Origin of the sequence: Mediterraneibacter sp. NSJ-151, from assembly GCF_022487435.1 — a bacterium.
GTDB lineage: Bacteria > Bacillota > Clostridia > Lachnospirales > Lachnospiraceae > Schaedlerella > Schaedlerella hominis.
Genome location: NZ_JAKVPP010000010.1, coordinates 91,261 through 117,120, shown reverse-complemented (window position 1 = coordinate 117,120; position 25,860 = coordinate 91,261). Strand labels below are relative to the sequence as shown.

At 35.1% G+C, this 25,860-nt stretch carries 25 protein-coding genes; all 25 read right to left on the bottom strand.

Annotated features, from left to right (window positions below; all coding sequences use genetic code 11):
• Nucleotides 1-8: 8 nt before the first annotated feature.
• The 25 genes from LQE94_RS11420 to LQE94_RS11300 all read right to left on the bottom strand — a co-directional run bounded on the left by LQE94_RS11420 (nt 9) and on the right by LQE94_RS11300 (nt 25,686).
• Nucleotides 9-1,202 (bottom strand): polysaccharide biosynthesis C-terminal domain-containing protein, encoded by a 1,194-nt coding sequence (locus tag LQE94_RS11420; RefSeq protein WP_240577746.1) that lies wholly within the window; start codon nt 1,200-1,202, stop codon nt 9-11.
• A gap of 82 nt (nt 1,203-1,284) precedes the next feature.
• Nucleotides 1,285-2,478 (bottom strand): UDP-N-acetyl glucosamine 2-epimerase, encoded by a 1,194-nt coding sequence (locus tag LQE94_RS11415; RefSeq protein WP_118724287.1) that lies wholly within the window; start codon nt 2,476-2,478, stop codon nt 1,285-1,287.
• A gap of 23 nt (nt 2,479-2,501) precedes the next feature.
• Complete coding sequence (locus tag LQE94_RS11410; protein ID WP_240577745.1) at nt 2,502-2,999, bottom strand: PglD-related sugar-binding protein; 498 nt, start codon at nt 2,997-2,999, stop codon at nt 2,502-2,504.
• 16 nt (nt 3,000-3,015) lie between these two features.
• Nucleotides 3,016-4,050, bottom strand: coding sequence for a polysaccharide biosynthesis protein (locus tag LQE94_RS11405; RefSeq protein ID WP_240577744.1), 1,035 nt, complete (start codon nt 4,048-4,050; stop codon nt 3,016-3,018).
• Nucleotides 4,051-4,112: 62 nt separating this feature from the next.
• The gene (locus tag LQE94_RS11400) at nt 4,113-4,661 is read right to left on the bottom strand and encodes an acyltransferase (protein WP_240577743.1); all 549 of its coding nucleotides are present in this window, start codon (nt 4,659-4,661) and stop codon (nt 4,113-4,115) included.
• Between the two features lie 91 nt (nt 4,662-4,752).
• Nucleotides 4,753-5,646 (bottom strand): ATP-grasp fold amidoligase family protein, encoded by an 894-nt coding sequence (locus LQE94_RS11395; RefSeq protein ID WP_240577742.1) that lies wholly within the window; start codon nt 5,644-5,646, stop codon nt 4,753-4,755.
• On the bottom strand, nt 5,643-6,935 hold the full coding sequence (locus LQE94_RS11390; RefSeq protein ID WP_240577741.1) for a flippase: 1,293 nt from the start codon (nt 6,933-6,935) through the stop codon (nt 5,643-5,645). The genes LQE94_RS11395 and LQE94_RS11390 overlap by 4 nt, the downstream gene beginning before the upstream one ends.
• Before the next feature lie 2 nt (nt 6,936-6,937).
• Nucleotides 6,938-8,083 (bottom strand): hypothetical protein, encoded by a 1,146-nt coding sequence (locus LQE94_RS11385; RefSeq protein ID WP_240577740.1) that lies wholly within the window; start codon nt 8,081-8,083, stop codon nt 6,938-6,940.
• A gap of 3 nt (nt 8,084-8,086) precedes the next feature.
• Nucleotides 8,087-9,349: an O-antigen polymerase gene (locus tag LQE94_RS11380; protein ID WP_240577739.1), complete on the bottom strand. Its 1,263-nt coding sequence runs from the start codon at nt 9,347-9,349 to the stop codon at nt 8,087-8,089.
• A gap of 2 nt (nt 9,350-9,351) precedes the next feature.
• Complete coding sequence (locus LQE94_RS11375; RefSeq protein ID WP_240577738.1) at nt 9,352-10,026, bottom strand: CatB-related O-acetyltransferase; 675 nt, start codon at nt 10,024-10,026, stop codon at nt 9,352-9,354.
• A gap of 6 nt (nt 10,027-10,032) precedes the next feature.
• The gene (locus tag LQE94_RS11370; protein ID WP_240577737.1) at nt 10,033-11,169 is read right to left on the bottom strand and encodes a glycosyltransferase; all 1,137 of its coding nucleotides are present in this window, start codon (nt 11,167-11,169) and stop codon (nt 10,033-10,035) included.
• Nucleotides 11,170-11,184: 15 nt separating this feature from the next.
• Nucleotides 11,185-12,375 carry a glycosyltransferase family 4 protein gene (locus LQE94_RS11365; protein ID WP_240577736.1) on the bottom strand — a complete coding sequence of 397 codons (1,191 nt, stop codon included), beginning with the start codon at nt 12,373-12,375 and terminating at the stop codon, nt 11,185-11,187.
• Nucleotides 12,365-13,603 carry a glycosyltransferase family 4 protein gene (locus tag LQE94_RS11360; protein WP_240577735.1) on the bottom strand — a complete coding sequence of 413 codons (1,239 nt, stop codon included), beginning with the start codon at nt 13,601-13,603 and terminating at the stop codon, nt 12,365-12,367. The genes LQE94_RS11365 and LQE94_RS11360 overlap by 11 nt, the downstream gene beginning before the upstream one ends.
• A gap of 29 nt (nt 13,604-13,632) precedes the next feature.
• Complete coding sequence (locus LQE94_RS11355) at nt 13,633-14,715, bottom strand: ATP-grasp domain-containing protein (RefSeq protein WP_240577734.1); 1,083 nt, start codon at nt 14,713-14,715, stop codon at nt 13,633-13,635.
• 6 nt (nt 14,716-14,721) lie between these two features.
• The gene (locus LQE94_RS11350; protein ID WP_240577733.1) at nt 14,722-15,942 is read right to left on the bottom strand and encodes a pyridoxal-dependent decarboxylase; all 1,221 of its coding nucleotides are present in this window, start codon (nt 15,940-15,942) and stop codon (nt 14,722-14,724) included.
• A gap of 12 nt (nt 15,943-15,954) precedes the next feature.
• Entirely contained in the window at nt 15,955-16,569 is a 615-nt protein-coding gene (locus LQE94_RS11345; RefSeq protein ID WP_240577732.1) for a sugar transferase, read from the bottom strand.
• A gap of 19 nt (nt 16,570-16,588) precedes the next feature.
• Nucleotides 16,589-17,251, bottom strand: a complete 663-nt coding sequence (locus LQE94_RS11340; protein WP_240577731.1) for a PIG-L deacetylase family protein — start codon at nt 17,249-17,251, stop codon at nt 16,589-16,591.
• Complete coding sequence (locus LQE94_RS11335; RefSeq protein WP_240577730.1) at nt 17,248-17,850, bottom strand: acetyltransferase; 603 nt, start codon at nt 17,848-17,850, stop codon at nt 17,248-17,250. The genes LQE94_RS11340 and LQE94_RS11335 overlap by 4 nt, the downstream gene beginning before the upstream one ends.
• A gap of 33 nt (nt 17,851-17,883) precedes the next feature.
• Complete coding sequence (locus LQE94_RS11330; protein WP_240577729.1) at nt 17,884-19,170, bottom strand: DegT/DnrJ/EryC1/StrS family aminotransferase; 1,287 nt, start codon at nt 19,168-19,170, stop codon at nt 17,884-17,886.
• Nucleotides 19,171-19,208: 38 nt separating this feature from the next.
• Nucleotides 19,209-21,251, bottom strand: a complete 2,043-nt coding sequence (locus LQE94_RS11325; protein WP_240577728.1) for a polysaccharide biosynthesis protein — start codon at nt 21,249-21,251, stop codon at nt 19,209-19,211.
• 41 nt (nt 21,252-21,292) lie between these two features.
• On the bottom strand, nt 21,293-22,717 hold the full coding sequence (locus LQE94_RS11320) for an LCP family protein (RefSeq protein WP_240577727.1): 1,425 nt from the start codon (nt 22,715-22,717) through the stop codon (nt 21,293-21,295).
• A gap of 54 nt (nt 22,718-22,771) precedes the next feature.
• Nucleotides 22,772-23,467, bottom strand: a complete 696-nt coding sequence (locus tag LQE94_RS11315; RefSeq protein ID WP_240577726.1) for an immunoglobulin-like domain-containing protein — start codon at nt 23,465-23,467, stop codon at nt 22,772-22,774.
• Nucleotides 23,464-24,162, bottom strand: a complete 699-nt coding sequence (locus LQE94_RS11310; protein WP_240577725.1) for a polysaccharide biosynthesis tyrosine autokinase — start codon at nt 24,160-24,162, stop codon at nt 23,464-23,466. The genes LQE94_RS11315 and LQE94_RS11310 overlap by 4 nt, the downstream gene beginning before the upstream one ends.
• A gap of 16 nt (nt 24,163-24,178) precedes the next feature.
• Nucleotides 24,179-24,961: a YveK family protein gene (locus LQE94_RS11305; protein WP_240577724.1), complete on the bottom strand. Its 783-nt coding sequence runs from the start codon at nt 24,959-24,961 to the stop codon at nt 24,179-24,181.
• 2 nt (nt 24,962-24,963) lie between these two features.
• Nucleotides 24,964-25,686 carry a CpsB/CapC family capsule biosynthesis tyrosine phosphatase gene (locus LQE94_RS11300; RefSeq protein WP_121056780.1) on the bottom strand — a complete coding sequence of 241 codons (723 nt, stop codon included), beginning with the start codon at nt 25,684-25,686 and terminating at the stop codon, nt 24,964-24,966.
• Nucleotides 25,687-25,860: the final 174 nt, after the last annotated feature.

Below are 25,860 nucleotides of genomic sequence, written 5' to 3'. Positions count from 1 at the left end.
ATTTCTCTTTATACCACCTCAAAAAACGTATCCGGCTTCGCTGGATCAAACACCTCATTACATGTCATCACCGTCACCAAATCCTCTGTCTCTGATAAATTAATAATATTATGTGTCCATCCTGGAATCATATAGATTGCTTCAATCTTATCTCCTGAAACTTCAAATTCTACCATTTCGCCAGTATTGATGTTACGTTCCTGAATCAGTCCATGTCCGTGTACTACGATAAACTGCTCCCATTTAGAGTTATGCCAATGCTGTCCTTTTGTGATACCCGGCTTGCTGATATTAATACTTACCTGTCCACAATCAACTGTATGTACCAGTTCTGTAAATGATCCTCGGTCATCACAATTCATCTTCATAGCATATTTGAACTTATCAGTCGGTAAATATGTTAAATAAAGACTGAAAAGTTTCTTTGCAAATGATCCATCTGGGCATTTTGGCATCATTAATGAAATCGGCTGTGACTTAAATTCTTCTAATAAATCAACGATTTCACCTAATGTAGCTTTATGAGTAACTGGTACGCAGCAATAACGACCGTTCTCATCTAATACAGTTTCAACGCCATCAAATTCACAATGCTGTTCTTTTCCTTCAAGAAGATCAAACATTCCTTCTACAAGGTCATCGATATAAAGTACTTCCAGTTCTGTGCTTCTATCGTTTACAGTAAACTCTTCATCGTTTGCTACTGCCCAGCAAAATGTTGAAATTGCAGAATTGTATTTTGGACGGCTGTGTCCCATCAGGTTTACAAAACGGTATACATATACCGGTGCGCCTGTTTCTTTTCCATATTCAAAGAATAACTCTTCTCCGGCTTTTTTACTTCTTCCATATTCACTGTTACCAAAACGTCCTGCAAGTGTAGCCTGAACAGAAGAAGAAAGCATGATACCTGCTTTGTTATTATGTTTTTTTAACGTGTCAAGAAGCTGTGATGCAAATCCAAAATTACCTTTCATGAAATCTTCCGGATTCTCCGGGCGATTTACTCCTGCAAGGTTAAATACAAAATCTGCTTTTGCACAGTATTCATCTAATTGTGCTTCTGTACTGTCTAAATCATATTCATAAATCTCGTTGATTTCAATATTTCTAGTTCTGTTTTTTCCATCTCTGATGTTTTTTAAGTTATTAACAAGTGCAGTTCCAACCATTCCTTTTGCACCGGTAACAAGTATATTCATAATATCACTACCTCCAATTGTAAAAAATGACGAGCCCGGTGCAGTTTCAACATGCGCACCTGCCCGTCATTAAGTTTATATTTTACTGATCTTTTCTCCAAACCATCTTGTTGACTACATTTACATATCCCTGAATGATGCGAACAACTTTCATTGATACTGTTTCATCAACATAATCTGGACAAGGTTTGCCAAGCACACCTTTCTGTTTCATTTCAATTGCCATATCTGTAGCATTGAGAAGTTCTTTTGTTGTAATACCAGCTAAGATAAAATCTCCTGCTTCCAATGCTTCCGGTCTCTCTGTTGATGTACGGATACATACAGCAGCGATTGGATGTCCAATTGATAAATAGAATGAACTTTCTTCCGGTAATGTACCTGAATCTGATACGATTGCTAATGCGTTCATCTGAAGTTTGTTATAATCATTAAAACCAAGTGGTTCATTGACTCTTACTCTTGGATCAAGCTTAAATCCGCTCTTTTCTAATCTGTTCTTACTTCTTGGATGGCAAGAATACAGAATCGGCATATCGTACTTTTCAGCTAATGCATTGATTGCTGTAAAGAGGCTTAAGAAATTCTTCTCAGAATCAATGTTCTCTTCACGATGTGCTGAAAGAAGAATGTATTTATCTTTCTCAAGCCCAAGTCTTTCTAACACATCACTCTTCTGAATCTTCTCAAGGTTCATACGAAGAACCTCTGCCATAGGAGAACCTGTCTGATATGTTCTCTCCTTTGGAAGTCCTGTATCTGCTAAATATTTACGTGCAAACTCAGAGTAACATAAGTTTACATCCGAAATAACATCTACGATACGTCTGTTTGTTTCTTCCGGAAGGCACTCGTCTTTACATCTGTTTCCAGCTTCCATATGGAAAAGCGGAATATGTAATCTCTTTGCTGAAATTGCTGAAAGACATGAGTTTGTATCTCCTAATACAAGATATCCGTCTGGCTGTAATTCAGAAAGAAGCTCAAAAGATCTTCCTAAAATATTTCCACATGTTACTCCAAGATTTTCTCCGACAACCGGTACAAGAATATCCGGTCCAAATTCTCCAAAAGTATTTGTTAATTCAAAATCCTCCCAGAAAACAGTAGAAAGATTCTTGTCCCAGTTCTGATTGTAGTATACAACACAACAATCAAAATATTCTCTACATCTTTTGATTACCGCAGCAAGACGGATAATCTCCGGACGTGTTCCACAGCCAATCATTACCTTTGTGCGGCCATCATTTTTCCATTTAAAATTATGTTCAACCATTTTATTATCTCCCATTCATTCAGCTACACTCTTGTAGCTCGTTCCACGATTTCTCCTGCCTCTATCTTTTCACAACACGAAATGCGATTCTCACCTTTCACAATGCATCGTACACACAAATGTACTCCATCTTCTATAATAACATCGTGATCTACGGTAGCTCCTAAGTTTATAATACATCCTCTTCCTACTCGGCTTCCTGTATTGACTATTGCACCCGGTAAAATCACACTTCCTGTAGATACCTGTGCTTTCGGCGACACATATGCTGTCGGATGGATCAGCGTAGCAAGTTTTCCACCTGCCTCTTCTATTTTCTCCATCCACTGTAAACGAAACGCATTATTTCCAAAGGCCGAAATAAATTCCGTTGCATCTTCTAAATATTGAGCAAAAGAAGCAAGTGGATGCTCTTCATCTGCATCATCTAAAACAGTAATTGAATAACCAAGTTGTTCTGCGATATCATAGACAGTTCTTCCATATCCGCCAGAACCTAAAATTATTAACTTCTTATTCATGAAATCACGCTTTCTTTTATTCTTCGGCTAATCTTTTCTGGATGTATGCAAGTTCTTTCATTTTTGCAATAATCTCTTCTTTATTAAGAAGTTTTGTATTATTTGAATTGAACTCTGTCAATTTGTTTCGTTCAACATTGCCCTCTTTGAAATACTTATCGTAATTTAATCCACGATTATCAGCAGGAACACGATAAAATCCACCAAGATCAATTGCCTTTGCGCACTCCTCATTTGTAAGTAATGTTTCGTACATCTTCTCACCATGACGAATACCAATTACCTTAATATCTTCTTTCTTTCCACCAAACATCTCACAAACTGCTTCTGCCTGAAGACCAATTGAGCACGCCGGTGCTTTCATAATAAGCAAATCTCCATTCTCACCGTGCTCAAATGCATAAAGAACGAGATCAACTGCCTCTTCCAGAGACATGATGAAACGAGTCATGTTTGGCTCTGTAACAGTAATCGGATTACCTGCTTTAATCTGATCAATCCAGAGTGGGATTACGGATCCACGAGAGCACATTACATTGCCATAACGTGTACAGCAGATTTTTGTTTTTCCACTATATCTGGATTTTGCAATTGCCACAGATTCTTCCAGTGATTTAGATTTACCCATTGCGTTGATTGGATAGGCAGCCTTATCGGTTGATAAGCAAATTACAGCTTCAACTCCTTCTTCAATTGCAGCTGTAAGGACATTGTCCGTTCCAATAATATTTGTTTTTACAGCTTCCATCGGGAAGAATTCGCAAGATGGAACCTGTTTTAATGCAGCAGCATGGAATATGTAATCAACACCGTGCATCGCATTCTTACATGATTGAAGATCTCTTACATCTCCAATATAAAATTTAATCTTGTCTGCAACTTCCGGCATACGAACCTGAAAGTCATGACGCATATCATCCTGTTTTTTCTCATCACGAGAGAAAACTCGAATTTCTCCAATATCTGTTTTGAGGAAACGATTTAAAACTACGTTTCCAAAAGAACCAGTACCACCAGTAATCATTAATGTTTTTCCTTTGAATAAAGACATTTTCTTTCTCCTTTTATATCATTAATTATATTTTCTAAGCTAAAAATAATGAGCTTTCTATTCTATAAATAAATTCCTTTTGAATCTCCCTCATAATGGTAATACTCCATTAATGCTTTGTCTTTTTCGACACCTTTTAAATGTCCTAAATGAAGAGATTCTTTTTGTATTTTTTCAAAATATTCATCTGCAGTTTTTATTATTCTGGCGGGTACGCCAACTGCAACTGAATTACTTGGAATACTTTTAGAAATTACAGCCCCTGCACCAATAATAACATTATCGCCAATTGTCACTCCAGGTAAAATAATTACATTGTTTCCAATATATACATTGTCTCCAATTACAATAGGCTTTGTTACTTCAAGATCCGGTACTTTATTTCTAAATAGCAACACCCCCCCATCATGTGTTACAAACTTAACCCCATCTGTGATATGTACATTTTTTCCTAATGTAATAATCCATGGTTCTGTACTCCAATTAATATTTCCATACAAATGTAATTCACCCTCAGGAAAGTTTACACCTATTTTTTTTGCCCATACTATTGGATTTTTTATTTGAGTAATTTTATTTTTTAACCGTTTAAATAACTTTATAATTTTCATTTTACTTCACAATAACCTTTTCTTATATCTTGATTAATGATATACAATATATTTTCATTACCTAAACTTCTTTTAGATAATACCATCAATATTATAAATCCAATTTGATTAGTTTTCCCATTTCTTTATCTCCATCCAAAAGATCATCGTCTAATCCTCCTGCTGGAGTAAATGTTAATTCACCAAAATAAACTTTATCATCCAATATATATAAATCAGTTCTTACAAAAGGAAACTGTGCAGACAGTTTTTCAGCATACTCAATTGCTTTATCTAATAATTGGGGTTTACAAATTTTAAAATTTTTATCTACTTTAAGTGCATCTTTGGAATATGGAATCAAATTCCAATCTCTGTCGAAAAAATAATATTTAGCATGTCCATCTTTTCTTTCAAGACATACCATTGTATATAGTACTTTTCCGTTAAAACAATAAAATTTATAATCTTCAATTTGCTTTCCATTATTATCAATGAATTTTTCAATTGTGATTTTTTTAGGAATATATTTATAATTAATTTCTGCTCTATGTTTCCAATAATCATCTTTCATCCACTGACTTACTGTTTTTTTTGCCTTTTCTATATTTAATTTTTCTTTATCAGAGCAAATCAAATTATATCCGCATCCATGATTACATTTTAACACGAATTTTTCCGGTAAGCTATTCCAATCAATTTCACTCACATTGCTATACACTCCTATTAATGGAATAAGAAGTTCTTCACATCCCATCTTCTTCACAAATTCTCTAACGGCATACTTATCAGCGCATTGTGTAATCGTAGGGTTATTATTATATGTATTCAATTTTAACCATTGAATTTTTTCGTTAAAGCTTTCCGGATTTTTAAGATTTAATGGTTTTTGAAATCTTTTTTTATATAAATACTTAGTTGAACTGGTAGGTGATATTATAGTTCTAATAGAACACTCCCCCTCATATATTTTCCAATATATATCATGTAAAACCTTAATTTTCATTTTAAAATTCCTTTCCCTATAAATGATTCAATTAAATATCTAACGTATATACGTGTTTCTTTATAGAATGTTGGCGCAATTAAACACGTCACCATTTCTGTAAATAGTGTCGCAACTGCCGCACCTATAATTCCATAATACTTAATTCCATAATAGTTTAATATTAAATTTATAATTACTCCCCATATTAATATATGTTTAGTGTAATTTTGTTTGTTCTCACATATCATCCATATAGATCTTGGATATGATAATGATGAGAATACTGTCGACCATATCAATATTACCAAAGGTCCTTTAGCCATCATATATGCGTTACCATATAAAACTAAAATAATAAAATCTGCCAAGACAGTAAATGCTATTGAAAATAATACTCCAATCCAAAAAATGAATCCAGACAACTGTTTTAGCCTCTTTATATATAAACTTTTATTATGTTCTTGCACTTCCATAATTACAGGCCTTGCAGAATTTGCAAATGCTTGTGGTATAAAAACCCACATATTACATATCGTAGCTGCAGCAGTATAATATCCTACATCTGTTTGAGTCATCATTTTTCCTATCATTACTCTATCCATTTGGCTATATAAAACAGCCATCATTGTTGAAATAATTAAATGATAACTTTTTCTCAATAGTTGCTTTGAGGTTTGTAAATCAAACTCTAGTTTTCGTTTTCCTTGTTTACGATACATTATCATAAACATAATGGCTATTAACAGTGAATCTAATGCTGTTGAAAAAGCAAACCATTCCACACTTTTTCCCGTAATTAATAAAAACACCTTATATAAGGACATGACCGTATAAGATATACATCTAATTATAGTAGACACCTTAGAATTCAAATTAGATTGATACCACATATCAATTAAATTGAATGCATTAAAAGGTAATATGATAGATTGCAAAAAGGTAACTACCAAAAGAATATGATCATCCGGATTCAAAAAATAGACTATTATGCACACAGCAACCATAGATAATACGCCTGCTATCAAACGCATTATTATGCCACTCCCCAATATTATTCCTTCTTGCTCCCGTTTAGAAATAATTTCCCTAACTACGATACCCTCTAAGCCCAACGCACAGAAAATTGTAAAAAATGATATATACGATGCAGCATAGTTTATAGTTCCATAATTAGACGGACCTAAATATCTTGCACTAATTACACCAATAAACAGTGAAATAACCATTTGATATATTTGCGCAAAAACCATCCAACTTGTATTTTGAAAAAATTTATTAGTCAAAAATCTTTTAATCTGTTCTAACATTATTATTTTCTTTTCACCCTATCCATTATTGCATCAACCAATCCTACAATCCCAAGATGAAGCATTTTTTTCCAATGAACGGCTCTAACATCATAACGTGTAATTATGTCTTCAGTCCCACTCGGTTTCCTTTTTACCGAATGCAAATCATATATATATATTCCATTACCTTCAACAGGAACAACGCAATTCATCTCGATCGGTCGATACTTTAATTGAAGTGTTTTTACAACTTTAAACGGATGTCGCGCTGTCGAAATAGCATAATCTGCATTTCCAAAATTTTCTCGATTTCCATACAAATCTAAAACAATTTTTCCGTTCAATTCATCAAAGACTTCTAAACCAACTCTTTCAAAAAAAACATCATATTTTATTGCTCTTTCATATGTTGGTAAACGATACTCTACTTCACCTTGCAACATAGATACTTGAAAATCATTATTGGGAATTCGACAATGTTCACCTGCATCCGAGGCATTTGTACTGAGCGAGAAATATGGATATACAAAGTATTTATCATTTTCTACAATATAACGCATGAAGTATTTTAACCATGATTGTTTATTCCAATTTGAAATATATTGCGGTAAAATACAACCTTCTGCCAAATCCTTCTGTTCATTCTTTGTGTACCAGTTTTTAAACCCTTGCCACATTTTTTTTGACCAACATTGTCCCCATGACATGGCAAACTGCTGCATATACACATCATATCCATTATTAACCGGCTCAAACGGTCTATATACACCTGGATGAGTCTGATGCTTATACAAAGAAATACCTGCGATTTTTGAGTCTTCTTCATAAAAAGACAATGTCTGTTTTACATATGTATAGAAATACTCTGATACATTCAAATCATCTTCTAATACAACTACTGCATCATATTTTTCTGTCAAATCACCACATTGAATAATATGCTTTCTAAGCCCTTGTCGTTCCGGAAATGCACGGATAATCTTATTTCCAAATAACCATTCAACTTTTTCTGCAACTTTTACAATCTCATTTTGCTTTTCTCCTTTATCTATACTCACAATAAGATCAACTTTATCACTAGCATAATCTGCTTTTACAACTGTATTCAACAATTGTTCCATAGAATCGGGGCGATTATACCCCACTGCTACTATTGCTATATTCATATTTTACTCTTCCTCTACAAATTTCTCTCTATCAAAAACTAATCTCATATATATATAAGCTAGGCAGTATCCGGTAGAATACAAAAACCATCTGGTGCTTGCATTACATATTTGTAAAAACATCAATATATATACCGCTGTAAATAACAAATTTCCATTTCCTGCTCTTGTATAAAGGCGCTTACAAATATACCCCCATATCCAAGCTTCTATAAATGTAAGTACTAGACCACCATCAATGTAAAAATATCCAAAAACAGTTGGCATAGCATTATAGTATAAATTTTCACCAATTTTTAAAACTTTACATGCTTCGGTTCCTATAACACTGAACACTTGTGGGTATGAAAGAATACCAATATAATTAAGTATAACAAATAACGGAGATATCCAGCCTGCTACAAAATTCACACCATACGTTGCTCCTTTTATATTAGGTGTATTTTTAATAACTTCTCCTAAATAAGTAATACTTCCTGCGAAATATTGATACACAGTTGAAAACATCTTTTCTCCAATAGTCATATTCTGCATTAAATAAGTTGCTCTACTATTTGTCAGAAAAATCAGCCCATACGCTAATATGCCACCAAAGAACACAATTTCCATCTTTTGCTTTAAGGATAATTTAACATCACGGTTAAGTATCAAAGCTCCACAAATTATCATAAAAAAAGTATTCATTAAAATATAGCGTCCTCCATTGCTCACGGCTTGCAATAAAACACAAAGTGATGCGTTAAGTATCAATAATTTTGAACGATACTCTTTTTTGAAAATAGCAAATATAGCTGAAACAATTACAACATATCTCAAGGGATCAATTATATACTCACGAAAATAATATAAGAGCACACTTCCTCCACCATCATATGTATAATAATCATTTCTAATATCGGAATATGAAACTCCAACTAATAGAGAACGAATAGCATCTATTGATAAAAAGAAACTTACTATTAAAACAATGGTTGAAATAATGGCAGCTCTTCGCGGATTAAACATATATTTCACATTCAAAACGCTCCGATTTCCCAAAGTAATTCTTCTTGACAATGCAGATAAATTAAAACCTATAATCCCTGTTATTACACACAACATAGCCGTTATTGATGGTGTATATACACTTTTATTTCCGCATAATATCAAAATGCCAACTACGCTCCAAAGTATATTGAATATTACATATGGATTATTCCACGCTTTATATTTATGCATTGATATAAGAAAACAGATGATAGGAAGTATACAAATAACAACTTTCAATATTAACTCTCCCCTCTACTTATATTCCTTTCAAATTTACTAATATCTTCAAAATCATCAGCATGAGACTTTATCCATGCCTCTGGTTTATCCCACCATTTAATTTTCATTAAGAATGCTATTTTTTCATCTTCAAATCGCTTTCCAATCACTTTAGCTGGTTGCCCTGCAACAATTGTATATGGTTCCACATTTTCTTTAACAAGTGCTCCAGCTGCCACAATCGCACCATCGCCTATAGTACAACCACCCATAATTGTTGCATTATAACCAATCCACACATCATTCCCAATAATACATCCGTATTTATTGTTTTCATCAGCGTATATTTTTTCTTTAAATTTTTGTGTTGAAACATATGTTGTTCCATTTTGTAATCCTAATGAAAAGAATGTCGGATGTGTTGAAACAAATCTATGACTTGGATGTGTTCCTGTGAGGACAGTAACCTTATGTCCAATACTGCAGTATCGTCCAATTTTACCCATTATAGTACACTGATCACCTATATATGTTCCAAACCCCATATAACCTTCAAACCAAGATTCTGCTCCAATTTTATTTTGACCTTCTAGCACTGCATTTTTGTCTATATTAGCTTTCCTTAAAAAAATAATATTCTTTTTCTGCATTTTAATTTTATATATTTTAATAAGACGTTTAATTTCTAAAAACATATTTTTCTATCCTTCAATAAATTCTTTTACAGCGGAAACCCAAATTCGATAATCAAAATATTCCTTTGCAGTTTTGTGTGCATTTTCTTTCACTTCGTTAATTTCCTGTCTATTTAACTTTATAACTTTTCGTAATGCTTGTGTCATTGCTTCACTACTACAATTTTCAACTATAATACTGTTCTTTTCATCTTTAAGATACATTCCCAAATCTGAAGTTAAATTACATATCATAGCACATCCATTCATCATTGCTTCTACTGATTTTGTCGGAAAACCAGCTTTGGTATAACGCTCATTTGCCGGTCTAAGAAGTATAGAAAAATCACTCATTGCTAATGCTCTTGTGACGTCCTCTCGCGCTACTCTACCATGAGCTACAATTTCTGGAATTTGTTTTTCAGACAAACAATCCTCTACATAATTTTCATCTGCACCATATATATGAAATTCCATTCTTTCTCGTTCTTTATTTGTTAAATTTCCAAAAGCTATAATACATTCTTTAAGATAATCTTTTTTTGCTGGAGACCCTGCATAAACAACTTTTATCACATTACCTTGAACTATCTTAGGACAATACTCCTTACTATCCATTATTACCGGTACTCTAAGTGTTTTTAATCCTTTTTCTGAATAATACTCCTGTAAATATCTGCTTATAGCATAGACATACATTGGTTTTCTTATCAGCTTTGTATTTGTTCTATTCTTTAATAGGTATGGATATGCGAAACATCCCATTTTAAATTCACACGGCGAATACCATTCAACACTATCATGTACAATACGAATATTGTTTTTAATTGAATATTTCCGCAACAGTTCTATCCCACTTTTCGGAATATCATACATATGTATTACAGATGGTTTCCCACTGTTTTTGATTATTTTTTTCATTACCTGTGATAACCGCTCACCATATGAAAAACTATTGCTTATTTTTCTAGCAATACCGCAATTATCCTGATATATACTATAATATCTAACTCCTTTGAAACTTCCCTTTTCTGAGTCAGGATTCATTCCTATGTGAACCACATCATAACCTAACTCTTGATATATTTTCGCAAAGCATCCATCACGTACTGCTCCCGCATCATTTTCCGGGAAATTGTTTGGTGACACGATTAAAACATACATATTTTTTCCTCATTCTTAAATCAACTTACAAAGTTTTATATAAAATTCATTTCTCTTTTTCTGTAATACAGTGTTAGCAAAGCTTTTAGATTTTTCAAAATTTTTCTTACTCATAATATTTAATTCATCAGGATTTTCCATTAAATAACATATTTTATTTGCAAATGCTTCTGCATCAAATGGAGAAAACAGATAGTCTTTTTCAATTATTTCTGGTATTCCGCCTACAGGTGTCGATAATACAGGCATTCCAACAGCCATAGCTTCAAGAATTCCTCTTGGTAAACCTTCTGCCTGTGTTGGAAACATATAAATATCCGATTTTAATAATTGCTCTCGTACCTCATCTGAAGATGGCAACAAACCAGTAAAAGTAATGAATTCATCTACCCCTTCATCTTTTGCAAATTTTTCAAATTCTCCTCGCTTTGATCCATCGCCTATGATAACTGCCGTTATATCAAATCCTTTTTGTCTTGCAATTTTAACAGCACGTATCAATATTTTTTCGCCCTTTCTATCACTTTCCATTGCCACACTTGAAAGTGCTATTTTCATATGGCTCATATTATTGTAAATCCTTGAAGATGTAAAGGCGTCATCTGATAAAGTTATCGTCGAATAATTTGATTCAAAATATTCTTTACTCTCACCTTTTAATGCTGCAACTGAAGGATAATTTTTTTGTATAGAATATTCTGTTACATATGAAACCCCATTAACAGTTCTGCAAAACTGTTTTAATTGATTTGAAATCCTATGGTTTAATATACTCATTATAAAAGATTGGTCTTTTCGCTTCACATCATCTGATGGATCATATACTATTTCTCCCGCTTTAGGAATCTTTTTCGACAAATGTTTAAATACCATATACGCGGTTTGACTTGGCATTCTCATTAATGCAGCATCGCATCCTTCATCAACGTTTTTTAAACATTTTTGTATTTGCATATATTTAAAGAGTAATTGCTTAGGTCCCTGATAAAAAGGAATTTCAAATATTTCAACTCTAGGTCCATCCACTCTATGCCATTTTGGATCTATTGTCTTAACTTCTTTACATCTTCCAGCTACTCTTATACTTTGAAAAACATCCATATATCTTTTCCAAAAAGTGTATTTATAAATTGCATCACACCAATAGCTTCCATCTGGAGCTTTTAATAAATGCACATCACATGCAACTAATAATTTATTTCCCATTTTCGCCCACTCTTTTCATTATTATTTCATAGGATTTCTCAACTGTATAATTGCTATTTAAATATGAATTAGCATTTTTACCCATTATACTTCTCATATTTTCATCACAAAATTCACTTACTTTTTCTACAAATGATTCCTCATTATTACTTTCACATGACAGACCATATCCATTCTTTTCTGCTATTTTGCCTACATCTGTATATGTATCTGTAGCACATAAAATCGGAATACCTGCTTGCATATATGTTAAAATTCTTGACGGATAATTTGGTGATAAACACTCATGATGTAAAAATATGAGTCCTACATCACTAGCAGATACTAACTTTTCATACTCTGTTTTTGCCAACATATCTATTAATTTAACATTTTTCAACTTCTCTGTTTCAATATAATTAGCAATTTTATTTTTTTCAGTTCCACCACCAACAAAAACAAAATATGCATTTTTTACAGATGCTGAGGAAGCTATCGCTCTTAATGCGAAATCAATTCCTTGTGGTACTCCTAAACTCCCACCATATATGAAGACCACTTTATTTTCTGGAATGTCATATTTTCTTCTTATAGTTGTTTTTTCAAACTCACTTAAGTAAACTTCTTTAGGCGAAATACTATTAGGACAAATTTCTATTTTATCCTGTAATTCTAAATATGGCTCATTTTCTAGTAAAAACTTTACATTTGCTGGTGACATACATCCTATTGTATCAGATGTATCATACAAACGTCTTGCTAACAACGCCAAATAATCAAACGCTATTTTTTTTGGTCCTTTCATAGATAAGGCTCCCCCAAACAAGCAATCGTATGGCCAAATATCTTTCAGCAATAAATACGAGTACGCATTCTGTCTTTTTTTTACAGCTTTTACTGCTCCATATACTGTAATAGGTGGAGAGCCATACAACACAAGAGAATATGTTCTTTCTTTCATAGCCTTCTTTGCGGCAATTCTATACTTGGGCAATAATTTCATAAGATTTATTCCTTTAAGTATAAAATTTGACATTTTTGTCACATTTGCAACATAAACTTTTCTTATTTCACCACTTCTATCACTTGCTATTATTTGGGGCTTCTCACTTTTTGTATCTCTTTGTTCACAAGCAGAAATCACAGTAACATAATGACCTTGCTTACGAAACTCATTTATCAAATCCATATATATTGATCTGGCATTAAAATCTGAATAATTTTCTATTGATAAAAACATTATATTCATTGAAAACACCTCACTAATCATTATCAATACTATTTCGTTTGCATACCAATCTCGATTTTATTGCCATTTATGTCCGTATAAATTTCACTATACCGACGCTTTAATCTCGTACCATATTTTATTTCCACTTTAGGTAACATTTCTTTTAGCAATTGCTTAACCCTTAAATAAGGTAAATTAAGCCCTGCTGCCGCTATTACAGAAACCGTAGCCGTGATACGTGGATTTAAATCCATAAGAATTGCATTGCCATTCTTGTCTCTCATAAAATCAAAACCAATATTTCCGTCTAGTTTTAAAGCAGCTACTATATCACTACTCATCTTATAAGCTTTCTCGTCTTTCTCAACGATACTTTCTTGAGCAATGCTCATTAAGCTAACTATATTCTCTCGACCTGCAATATATTGTACCTTTCCATGATCTGCTAATAAATCGACAGTATATTCATTTCCAGGAAGATACTCAACCAAAAGCATTTCATGTAATTCTTCGTTTGCTTCTTTCAAAATGCTAATCATGTCTTCATAAGCGACAAAAAAACTATTTGGTTTTTCGTTCACAAAAATCTGATATCTATTTCGTTTGGAGTCGATTATTCTAACTCCCCTACTCCCACTTCCATCAACAATTTTCAAGCAAACAGGCACATCAGGATATCCAAGATATTTGCAACCTTCTTCAAAATCTTCAATTGAATTAACCCCATAAAATCGAGGAACTTTTATTCCCTTGCTCTTCAAAAAGTTATACAATGATAATTTATTATTAGCTACTTCAACAGCTTTTTGTTCTGATGCCGATATTATTGTTCCTATCTTTTGAAATTCTTCTTTTCTTTTGGAAACAGCAGTGACTTCAGCTGAAATATTAGGAAAATAAATATCAACACATTCTTTTTTGCAAATGTCTAAGACGATATCTATATATTCTTCGCATGTAGCTGCCGGAACTTTATAAAATTTATCTACCAAATACTGAGCACTTGGCTCTTCACTCATATCTATTCCTATAACTCGAATATTTCTTTCTCCATTTTTTTTCAAACAATCAATCATCCCCGGCATCGAAGGAGATCCCGACGCCGACATTAAAATTGTAATATCTTTCATGCCAATCTATTCCTCGAACTCAAACACATTAAATATATCTTCAAAGGTCTCTCTACGTTTTATTAATTTAATATTTTCACTTTTTATTGCAATCATAGGACAATCCGGCATAATAAAAGGTGGTTTATCTACCAATGAATAGCCGCCAATATTCCCAAACAAAATATAATCTCCAATAGAAATATCTCCACTATATCCCTTATACAATACATCTTGTTCTAAACATGTATACCCAACAAACCTAGCATTTAAAACAGTAGTTTTCTTGATCCCATATTCATATCTTTTGATTGGAAGATTTTTCATTTGACATGTTTCACCTAAATTTTGAAAACTACAATTTAATAATACAAACTCATTTCCACGAATATTTTTTATTCCGATAACTTTTCCCAAAAAATCTACATACTTAGATATTAAAGTTGTACCTGGCTCTGTAAATAGTAAAGGTTGCTTTTCTTTATCTTTATAATAATCTGCAAACGGTTTAATGACCTCGTTAGCATATTCCTCATATGTAGGTGCATCTGCCGGAAATTGTTTTTTTAACTCCGGATCCATTTTCCCAAACATTCCACTTCCTAAACTAATATAGTCAATGTTATCCAAATGGAATTTATTTACAAGTGAAAGCATTGTTTTTGCGCGTAATTTCCATGGTTCAATTCCCCTTGCACGACTCATGTGACAATGAATTCCATTAATAATAACATTAGCATCTGTTAGAGTTTTGATGATTTCATCTATTTCGTGAATATCTATTCCAAATCTAGACGTATAACCTGCATCAATATCAAAATTCACTCTAATACCCGTTTTTATTATATGATTAGGATTGCGATTAGCAATTTCACATATTAAATTTGCTTCCTCCATCCTATCAATATTATTAATTCCACCTTCTAATAAATGTTTTTCTAAATATTCTCCCTTAACAGGCCCATTAAAAATAATTCTTTGAGGAATATATCCAATCTTTAAAGCCAATCTATATTCCATATCAGAAACAACTTCTGCATATCCATTCAAATCCTTAACACATTTACAAATTGCTGGAGTATAATTTGTTTTATATGAATAACAAATATGATAATTGGGATATACTTTTTGAAAAGTGCTTTCTAATTCTTTATAATTTTCTTCAAATTCATCTTGATTAAAAATATACACAGCATTTCCATACTGCTCAATTATTTTTTTTACCTGTTTATCGTCTAGTTCTATCATTATTCTCCTCTATTATCTCTGTTTTTCTCTTTCTTCATATAGTGGTTTTCTTACAAAATTACCATAATCTGTTTCTTTTCTTTGAAAGATAATTTTAAATACATTAAAAAATATCTTCATATCATTTATTAAAGACAAATTCGCTGCATAATTTGCTTCATACTCAAACTGCTCATTCCAAGATATTACTGCGTTATCGTCAATAGAATCCGGTGGTATTAGACCACCTTTCACACAAAACCTTTTTAACTCTTTATCAGTATAATAGTCATCATATATCGGAGGTAGAGGTCTAGGTCCAATTACAGACATATCTCCTTTAATTATACATAACAACTCTGGAAGTTCATCTAAGGATGATGATCTAAGAAATCCACCAAACTTTGTTTGCCTCATTTCATCAGGCAATAGTTTACCATTTTTATCTTTCTCATTTGTCATAGTTCTAAATTTGATTAGCTTAAATTTTTTCATATCTTTTCCGGTTCTTTCTTGAGTAAAAAACACAGGGGATCCGAGTTTTACACGAACCATTAAAACCAACAAAAAAAACACTGGGCTGATTGCTATAAGTAAAAGCAAAGCAGACACAAAATCAAACATTCTCTTAAACACACGAAAAATCATATATTATACATTATACTCCTTACTTTACTTCTCTAATTAAGCTGAATGCCTCAGCTGCTTTGACACTCACTGTTGCACCTCGATACTTTGCCAATGCTTCAATAGCCCCTATAGACCTTGCTTCAGGAAAAACAGAAAGCTGAGACTCAAAAATAGCCATAGCCTCTAGCTTCACCTCGTATGTATCTGTAATATCTTCATATACTGTCGGAATAAATTCATTTACAACGTTAGGAATGTTCCACCCTGTTTCCGAAAGTGTTTCATACGCATAAACTCTCTTTGGATAGTTAATCCCACGAGGTCTAGCTGCTACCATTGCGGCATCAACAACCATTTGATGATCTATCTGCATATCTCCTCTATGTGGAATATATACTTCATCTGGTTTTATTGAATTAACAACTTCTGAAATTTTCCCATTAAATTCATAACGTGGAACTGTTTCCAGCATCACTGCCGGAAAATCTAAAAAAATAGTTTCTTTAACTCCAAGCTTTTTATCTGCCTTTCGACATTCTTTTCTTCCTTGTTCTATAAACTCATCATTAAAAAGCGGTGACTTTCCCTTTGTCACAACACAAACATAAACTTCATCACCATCTTTCGCTCTTTTCGCAATAGTTCCTCCGACACCAATAATCTCATCGTCTGGATGAGGTGCAATTACCAATACTCTCATTTTTCTATCCTCTTAGCAGGAACCCCTATATACGTTCCTGATTCTTCTATATTATTTATCACTACCGTACCTGCTCCAATCATACATTCACCACAAATATTAACGTTGTTAATTACAGTCGCTCCTGCTCCAATCCACGAACTATTTCCAATAGATACTGTTCCCGCTACGTGTGCTCCAACAGATATGTGGCTAAAATCTCCCATACAACAATCATGATCAATAGATGATCCTGTATTAACAATAACTCCTTTTCCAATAATAGTATCTGAATTAATTACTGCACCTGCCATAACGACAGACCCCATTCCTATCTCAACTCTCCTACTAATTATTGCTTGAGGATGTATTAATGTAACCACATTGGATAATTTACTTTGAATTTCTTTTCTAATTCTTGCATCTCCGATAGCTACTATTTTATCTCCATATAAACTAATAGCATCTGAAGTTTTTCCTACTACTGGATATCCTGCACATGTTTTTATTGTTTCATTATCGTCCAAAAATACTATATCGTGATATCCATTCTTAACTGCAATATCTGCAATTACTTTTCCGTGACCACTTGCACCAATGATTATCAACTTATCATTCATCTATATTACCTATCTATGATATATTTTTACTCTCTACTCAAAACAAGCTCTGATTACTTCTATAATTTTGTCCTGCTGTTCTTCAGTCATCTTGTTATCAGACGGTAAACATACACCTCTCTGGAAAATATCTGCTCCAACATCTTTAATTCCACCTGCAATATAGGCATTTGTTTTTGCTCTGCCGGAACCATTCACAGTTATAAACTCATGCATTCGATACATTGGCTGCATATGCATTGGTTTCCAAATCGGTCTGCCTTCGGCATTTATGCTACTAATTGCATCTAAAATTTCTGTCGGGCAACTCTTTCCTGCTTCTGAAATGTAAAGTGCTTCCGTTTCGCTTCTTACCTGCTTGCACATTGCATCTTCATCAATCAATAAACTACTCAACCAGTAGTTCGGCTCTGCTTTTGTTTCATCAAATGGATTCATCTGTACTGGAAGATCCTTTAATCCCTCTTTATATCTTTCATAGATTGCTTTCTTCTGAGCAATATGCTCATACAAATGATTATACTGATCTCGAATCACACCAGCGATCACATTGCTCATTCGATAGTTGTAACCAACTTCTTCGTTCTGATACCATGCTGCATTTTCTCTTGCCTGTGTAGACCATTTACGTGCCTGGTTTGCATCTTCAAGCGAATCTGTCAGTAAGCATCCGCCAGCTGACCCTGTAATGATTTTGTTTCCATTATAGGATATTGCTGCATAATCACCATATGAACCACACTGTTTTCCTTCCCAGGACGCTCCCATTGCCTCTGCAGCATCTTCTACCAATAAAGCACCATGCTTTTCACAAATTTCTTTAATCTCTTTTACATTTCCTGGAAAGCCATATAATTCTGCGTAAACAACCAGCTTTACATCTGGATACATTTCAAATGCTTTCTCCAAAGCAACCGGGTCCATTCCCCATGAATTGTATTCTGTATCGATAAATACTGGAATACCCCCTTCATAAACAACTGGATTTAAAGTTGCATTGAATGTCATATCTGTACAGAATACTCGTTTTCCATTCAATGCTCCAACACCAACCTGTGGCTTTCCATACAATCTTTCACCTGCAAGCTTCATACAAAGATGAAGTGCTGCAGTTCCACAAGATAGTGCAACTGCATATTTTGTTTCAGATATGTTTGCTGCCACTTTCTCTACTTCATTTATATTAGCTCCAACAGTAGACATCCAGTTTGTTTTATACGCTTCCATAACATAGCGCATTGATTCTGGATACATTGTTGGAGATGAAAGCCATACTTTCTTTTCAAACTTTTCAAATCTTTCATTATTTACGAAAGCCATATTTTTGCTCCTTACATTTTAAATCATTTTGCATATTACTACTTCCCACTCGGATGTTCTCCCGCCGGCTTAAATGTCGTCACAACACCTTCTACCATCTCTACAATCTCCTCACTGTTCTCGTAACTAGCCATGGCCAGTTCTTCCAACTGTCCGAGGAATTCTTTTGTATCAAACGGGATTGGCTTACCGATATGGATTAACTCATTTTCTGTTCTCTCCAGACCTTCTTCTGCCATCAGCTTCTCTTCAAACAGTTTTTCTCCCGGGCGTAATCCGCTATATACAACTTGGATATCTTCATCTGGTTTATATCCTGACAATTTGATGAGGTTTCTTGCCAATGTATCAATCTTCATCGGCTCTCCCATATCCAGCACGAAGATTTCTCCGCCTTTTGCATAAGTTCCTGCCTGAAGTACCAGACTGACTGCCTCTGGAATTGTCATGAAGTAACGAATGATATCTGGATGTGTAACTGTTACCGGACCGCCATTTTCAATCTGTTTTTTGAATAACGGAATGACAGAACCATTACTTCCAAGTACATTTCCAAAACGAACGGCAACAAAATCTGTTTTCCCTTTACCTTGTGCAGCCGCATTTTCTTCTACATTTACAGCCATGTGGTCTTCCGGGTCCGGAACCATCTGCCCATTCACATGTTTATCTTCATGTTCGTGTAAGAATGGAAGCCATTCTGTATGACCGGATTTACTGATTTTATCCATACTCTGGATGACCATTTCACAGAGACGCTTGCTCGCTCCCATAATATTTGTCGGGTTTACTGCTTTGTCTGTACTGATCAGTACGAATCGCTCCGTTCCATTCTTCAGTGCTGCGTAGGCTGTCTTGTAAGTTCCTACTACATTATTTTTAATTGCTTCATTCGGGCTTGTCTCCATAAGCGGTACATGCTTATGTGCTGCCGCATGATATACAATCTGTGGTTTATATGTTTCGAACACCTGATTGATTCTCTTACTGTCACGTACTGAACCGATCAGAACCTTCAAGTTCAATTCTGGATATTTTCTTCTTAATTCCTGCTCAATGTCATATGCATTATTCTCGTAAATGTCGAAGATAATCAACTGCTTCGGTCCGTGTGCTGCTATCTGACGGCACAACTCGCTTCCGATTGAACCACCGCCACCTGTTACGAGAATTACTTTTCCTTTAAGGTACTGGAAAATTTCTTGCATATTTACTTTGATTGTGTCTCTTCCTAGCAAATCTTCAATCGCAACCGGTCTCATTTTGCTCATGGACACTTCGCCATTTGCCAGCTGAAAGATTCCCGGAAGCTGTTTTAATTCACAATCTGTTTCTTTACATATATTTAAGATTTCTCTTCTTGCCTGTGCACTTGCAGTCGGTATCGCAAATAAAATCTGGTCAATCTTATATTTCTTTACATTGATAAGAATATCTTCACGACCGCCAACAATCGGCACACCTTCCATAACACGTCCCCATTTATTTGGGTTATCATCAATCACGCAGCAAGCCTTTGATTTTACCTCTCCTGAACTTTTCAGTTCTTTGATTAAAGTCTGTCCTGCCGCACCGGCACCGATGATCATTGCGTTATGTAATGGTTTCGCATCCTTCTCACGTCTGCCACGCTCTAAATTCATATATCGATATGAAAAACGAATCATCAATGTAAGTCCAAACTGTAAAACCGAACCGATTATATAGTAAGATAGTGGCATTTGCTGAATGAATGCTGTCATTCCTACTATATTAAAGATAGTTGTAATCACAGATGCAACTATCACTCTGTTCAGTTCGCTAAAGCTTGCGAATCTCCACAAGCTATTATAGAGACGTAATTGTGCAAATACAAAAATCGTAAATACTGTATATATCGGTGCGAACTTTAAGAATGCACTCATATACTCTGCCGGAATACTTGTGAAGTGCAAATCAAAACGCAGCCACAGTCCAAAAAAGTAGGCAAAATTAATTGCAATTACATCATATACTATCAAATATAATGCGATGATCTGCCAGTGTTCAATTTTCTTTTTTTTCATCTTTCTTTCTTTATCTTGATTTGATACTCCACTCATATTTTTACTTCTCTTCCTTTAAACCTTATTACCTTTATCCTTTAATTCCCATTTAATATCTCATTCATCTTTGCACTGATGCTCTGTACAACTGCCTCATCCGGCCACATCACATACAGTGGCTGGTCTCCTGACGAATAACATGCCTGTGTATCTCCAGTTCCTGATGCTGCCTGTGATTCAATAGTCCAGCTTGCACCATCATTCAACTGCATCTTGATAAACTTTGCCATCTCTTCCTGTGTCATATTAGTCTGTACACTGTCGCTGACATCTGCAATCAATGCACTTGCATTTGACAGAATTGCAGGTGACATTGCTTTATTCAAGATGGCCGTCAGAACCTTCTGTTGGTCTTTACCTCTCTGATTGTCTCCATCTTCAAAGCTATAACGCTCTCTTGAGAATGCTAATGCTTGTTCACCATTCAAGTGATTTTTCCCTTCTGTAAAATGGAATCCCTCGCTCACTGTAAAGTCAAAATCCGAATCCACATCCACGCCGCCTAATGTATCTACGATTTTAACCAGTGACGAAAAGTTTACTCTTGCATAATACGAAATATCGATGCCATACAACTGCTCTAATGTTCGCATAGATGCATCCACACCATAAATACCGGCATGTGTCAGCTTATCTCTCTGCTCTCCTGAGATATCCGGTATCTGTACATAATAATCACGTGGTGTTGTTGTCAGTAGAATCTTCTTTGTATTCGGATTCACTGTCATAATAATATTGACATCACTTCGGCTGTTTGTTGCGATTGGGCCATCTACATCGATACCGCTAATGTAGACATTGAATGGCTCTTCGACATCTACATTTTCTTGTTCTATCTCTGTCTCGATTCCATACTGATACAACACACGTACCTGTTCTGAATAGTCTTCAATTGCATCTGTAATCAGCCCGTCCAATGCCTGATTATAAATTGCTGCATCTACTCTACCTTCTAATAAAGCATTTGCAAGTTCCTGAACAGTTCCGTATTGTTCTATTTTTACTTCTCTGCCAAGAGATGTATTAATGTTGTCGACCATAATCTGTGTATTTTCCTGGTCTACAGCAGTCTGTGTACCAAAGCGATACATCGAAGCATCCATAAGATTCGACGCCGGATTTTCTTTTTTAACAACTACGATCATATTATCTGTCTTATAATTTGCTCCGCCGACATCTGCCATCAGCTTGTCTGCCTTCAACATATAGACAATCCCAATTACCTGTAAGATACTCAGTATAATACTAAGTACAATTCCTACGATGTAGACTTTATTTTTTACATATTGTAATCCGAATGTTACTCCAAATAATATTAATAATACAATGATAATTGCCACCAGATATTTCGTTGGTACCAATCCACTGTTCCAGATAACTGCAATCAAACCGACCGCAAGAATCAACTGTATTAATGTAATCAACTTTCCTGCCATATGCAGTGTCTTCTTCTGTTCTTTCATCTGATTGATATACTCCTTCTATCCTGCTGTTTGTATCCCCTTAATTTACATATCTTACTGCACATTCAGTGTCAATGTCTTTACCTCAGATGTGTTGCCGTCGGCATCTATTACATAATAATGTAGTAAATAACTTCCCGGTGTATTTACATCATACTGACCATCTACACTGATACGAGTTGATAGTGAATCTGCATCATCACTGCCATCTGCAACACCTTTGACTACGCTCATAAGGTCAAATTCTGTTCCGGCTGCAATTGTTACCTGGTCTGTTGTAAGTGCGATTACCGGTGCTTCTCCGACCGGTGTCAGATCGTTGTTTTCATTTGCTTTGGCAGGGTCGTTCTGTGCTGCCGATGCATTTTGGGACTGTTCTGTATTTTCTGCCGCTGTATCTTCTGTTTTAGGATGTGCATTTCCATCTTCTACATAATTAACTGTTCGCTTGGCAGTCCCTACATTCTTTGCCTTGTCCATCACACCGTAATATACGATTGCTTTACCATCTTTAATCTGCACAACGCGGTCTACAAACACTTCATCGGTAAGGTCACCGTCTCGGTTATCTTCTGCACTGACACCTTTTAAAAGCTCTCCATATCCTTTCCCCTCTTGATATGTGAGGTCGGCTTTCTTCACTTTAATAACCGGAGCCTGTCGATCCTGACTGCCACGAACAACCAGTGCTGCACCTCCAAGTATCAGACAGCCTGCTATCAGCACAGCTACTAACTTTTCTTGTTTCATACCTTTTCCTCTTCCACACGTCCATAATCACCATATGTACCGTAATATTTTCCATAATATTTGTTCTGTGCCATATCTACTTTGTTCAATACTACGCCGAGAATCGGGCAGCCTGATTTTTCCAGTTGCTCTTTTACAACTTTTGCAAATTTATGACTGACTGTGTTTGCTGAAATCACAAGCACTGATGCATCGCTTTGTTTTGCAATAATAGCGGCGTCGATAACACTTCCAAGCGGTGGTGCGTCGATAATTACATAATCATATGCTTTTCTTGCACTTGTAAGGAGACTTTCAAATCGTTTGCCTCCTAACAGCTCGGCAGGGTTTGGCGGTACTACACCTGCGAATATCATAACCATGTTTGTATCTTTTACACGATACATAACTTCTCCAAGCTCTGTCTGTCCTGATAAGAAGTGTGACAGTCCTTTCAGTTGTCCGTGTACTTTATGTCGTCCTGCTAATACTGATTTTCTTAAATCGGCATCAATAAACAGTACTTTCTTTCCGGCCTCGGCAAGTGACTGTGCCAATGCAAGTGTGACTGTACTCTTTCCTTCATTTGGTGTACAGCTTGTGAACACTAGTACTTTGTTGTCTTCTCCTGAAAACTCGATGTTGGTACGGAGAGACTTGTATGCTTCATTACTTCGATAATCTTTTTTTATTTCTTTTAATTCTATTTCCTGCATCTTTATCCCCTCTTTGTTATCTGTTCATCGTCTTTGTGAACTGACGTGCTGACAATCCTTTCGCTTTTTTATTCTTCTTTGCTCCTTCTGCGATTGGAATAGAAGTTAATGTATTCAGTCCGAGATAACGCTCTACGTCATCCGGTGTCTTAATTGTGTCATCCAAGATGGAGATTAATACGACTACTCCCATTGCCAGAATAATACCAAGAATTCCACCAAGCATTGTATTCTTCATTGTATTTGGTGAAGATGGTTCACTTGGAAGGTCTGCCTTCTCAACTGTATTAACTGCATCTGCATCCATAATCTCTGTAATCTGTACACTGACAGCTTCGCGGACTGCATCAGCAATCTCTTTCGCCTGTTTTGGATCATCGCTTTCTACTTTAATAGTAAGGATTCGTGAGTCTGTTGCAGCCTCAACTGATATCATCTCCATTAACTCTTCAGGTTTCACATCCAGGTTTAATACTGCGATAACCTGTTCCATCACTGTACGGCTCTTTACCAGCTCTGTGTAGTCCTTTATTAAATATGAACCAGCCTGCAAATCTGTTGCTGAAATCCCAGTGCTTCCTTCACTTTTGGACAGTACGTATACTTTTGTCTCTGCCGTATACATAGGCGTAATAAAAAGCTTTGTTCCAATAAATGCCAACAAAGCTACGATAATTCCTGTCAAAATAATGATGTGTGCTTTTTTTAACAAAGCACCGATAACTTCTGTCAGGTCAATTGTCAATTCGTCATTATCTGACTCTGGATTCATTCTTGTGTTTTTTGTGTATTGATTCATAACTACTTTCTCTTTCTCAATAACGTAGCTGCGTTATCGAAGAAAATCCTCCTCATGTATTCTTCTCCATATTTTTTCTTGACGTAATCTGCCGCCTTTTTCATCTTCGGAGCACGTGTCTGTACTCCATGTGCGTCGGTTCCTACTCCGAACACCATATCTTCATCCATCAGTTCTTTCACAAACTTCTTGGCTCTGCGACCGCCATCGCCAATGATGCTTCCTGCATTCACCTGAATGCTTGCGCCCATATCACACAATTCTTCTGCGTATCCAATATCATCCAGCAGACATTGATAACGCTCTGCATGGGCAATAATCACTTGATTCCCGGTCATCTGAACCTGCTGCACTCCCTGACGTATGTAGTCGTAACTATCGGATGGAGAAAATTCCAGCAATACAGTGTTTCTTTTATTCATTGTAAGAATCTCTCCCCTGTTTATCTTCTCTGGAACATCCTGTCCAAAGAAAACCTCGGTTCCCAGATAAATTCGGAATTTATCACTAATCTTCGCTGCTTCTGCCCGTACCAGCCTTAACTGTTCGTTAAGTATCTCCGGCCTTTTATGTCCTCTGCGCGGATGATGATGTGGAGTTGCAATGATTAAACGGGTTCCTTCATTAAAGGCAATCTGCAGCATCTGTCTTGTCTCTTCCAGATTCTGAGCTCCGTCATCCACACCAGGCAAAATGTGACAGTGCATATCTATGTATCTGTCCATTCAAAAATGACCTCCATCTTTCTCAATTATTTGCTAAAAAAGGTCGCAAAAAGACCTATTATGCTAATACTAGTCTATAGATATTCATGAAATTTGTCAATAAATTCCACTCTAATTCTATTTTGCCTTTTAGTATCTGTCGTATCAAATCGGGTAGTGTTATCCAGACAAAAC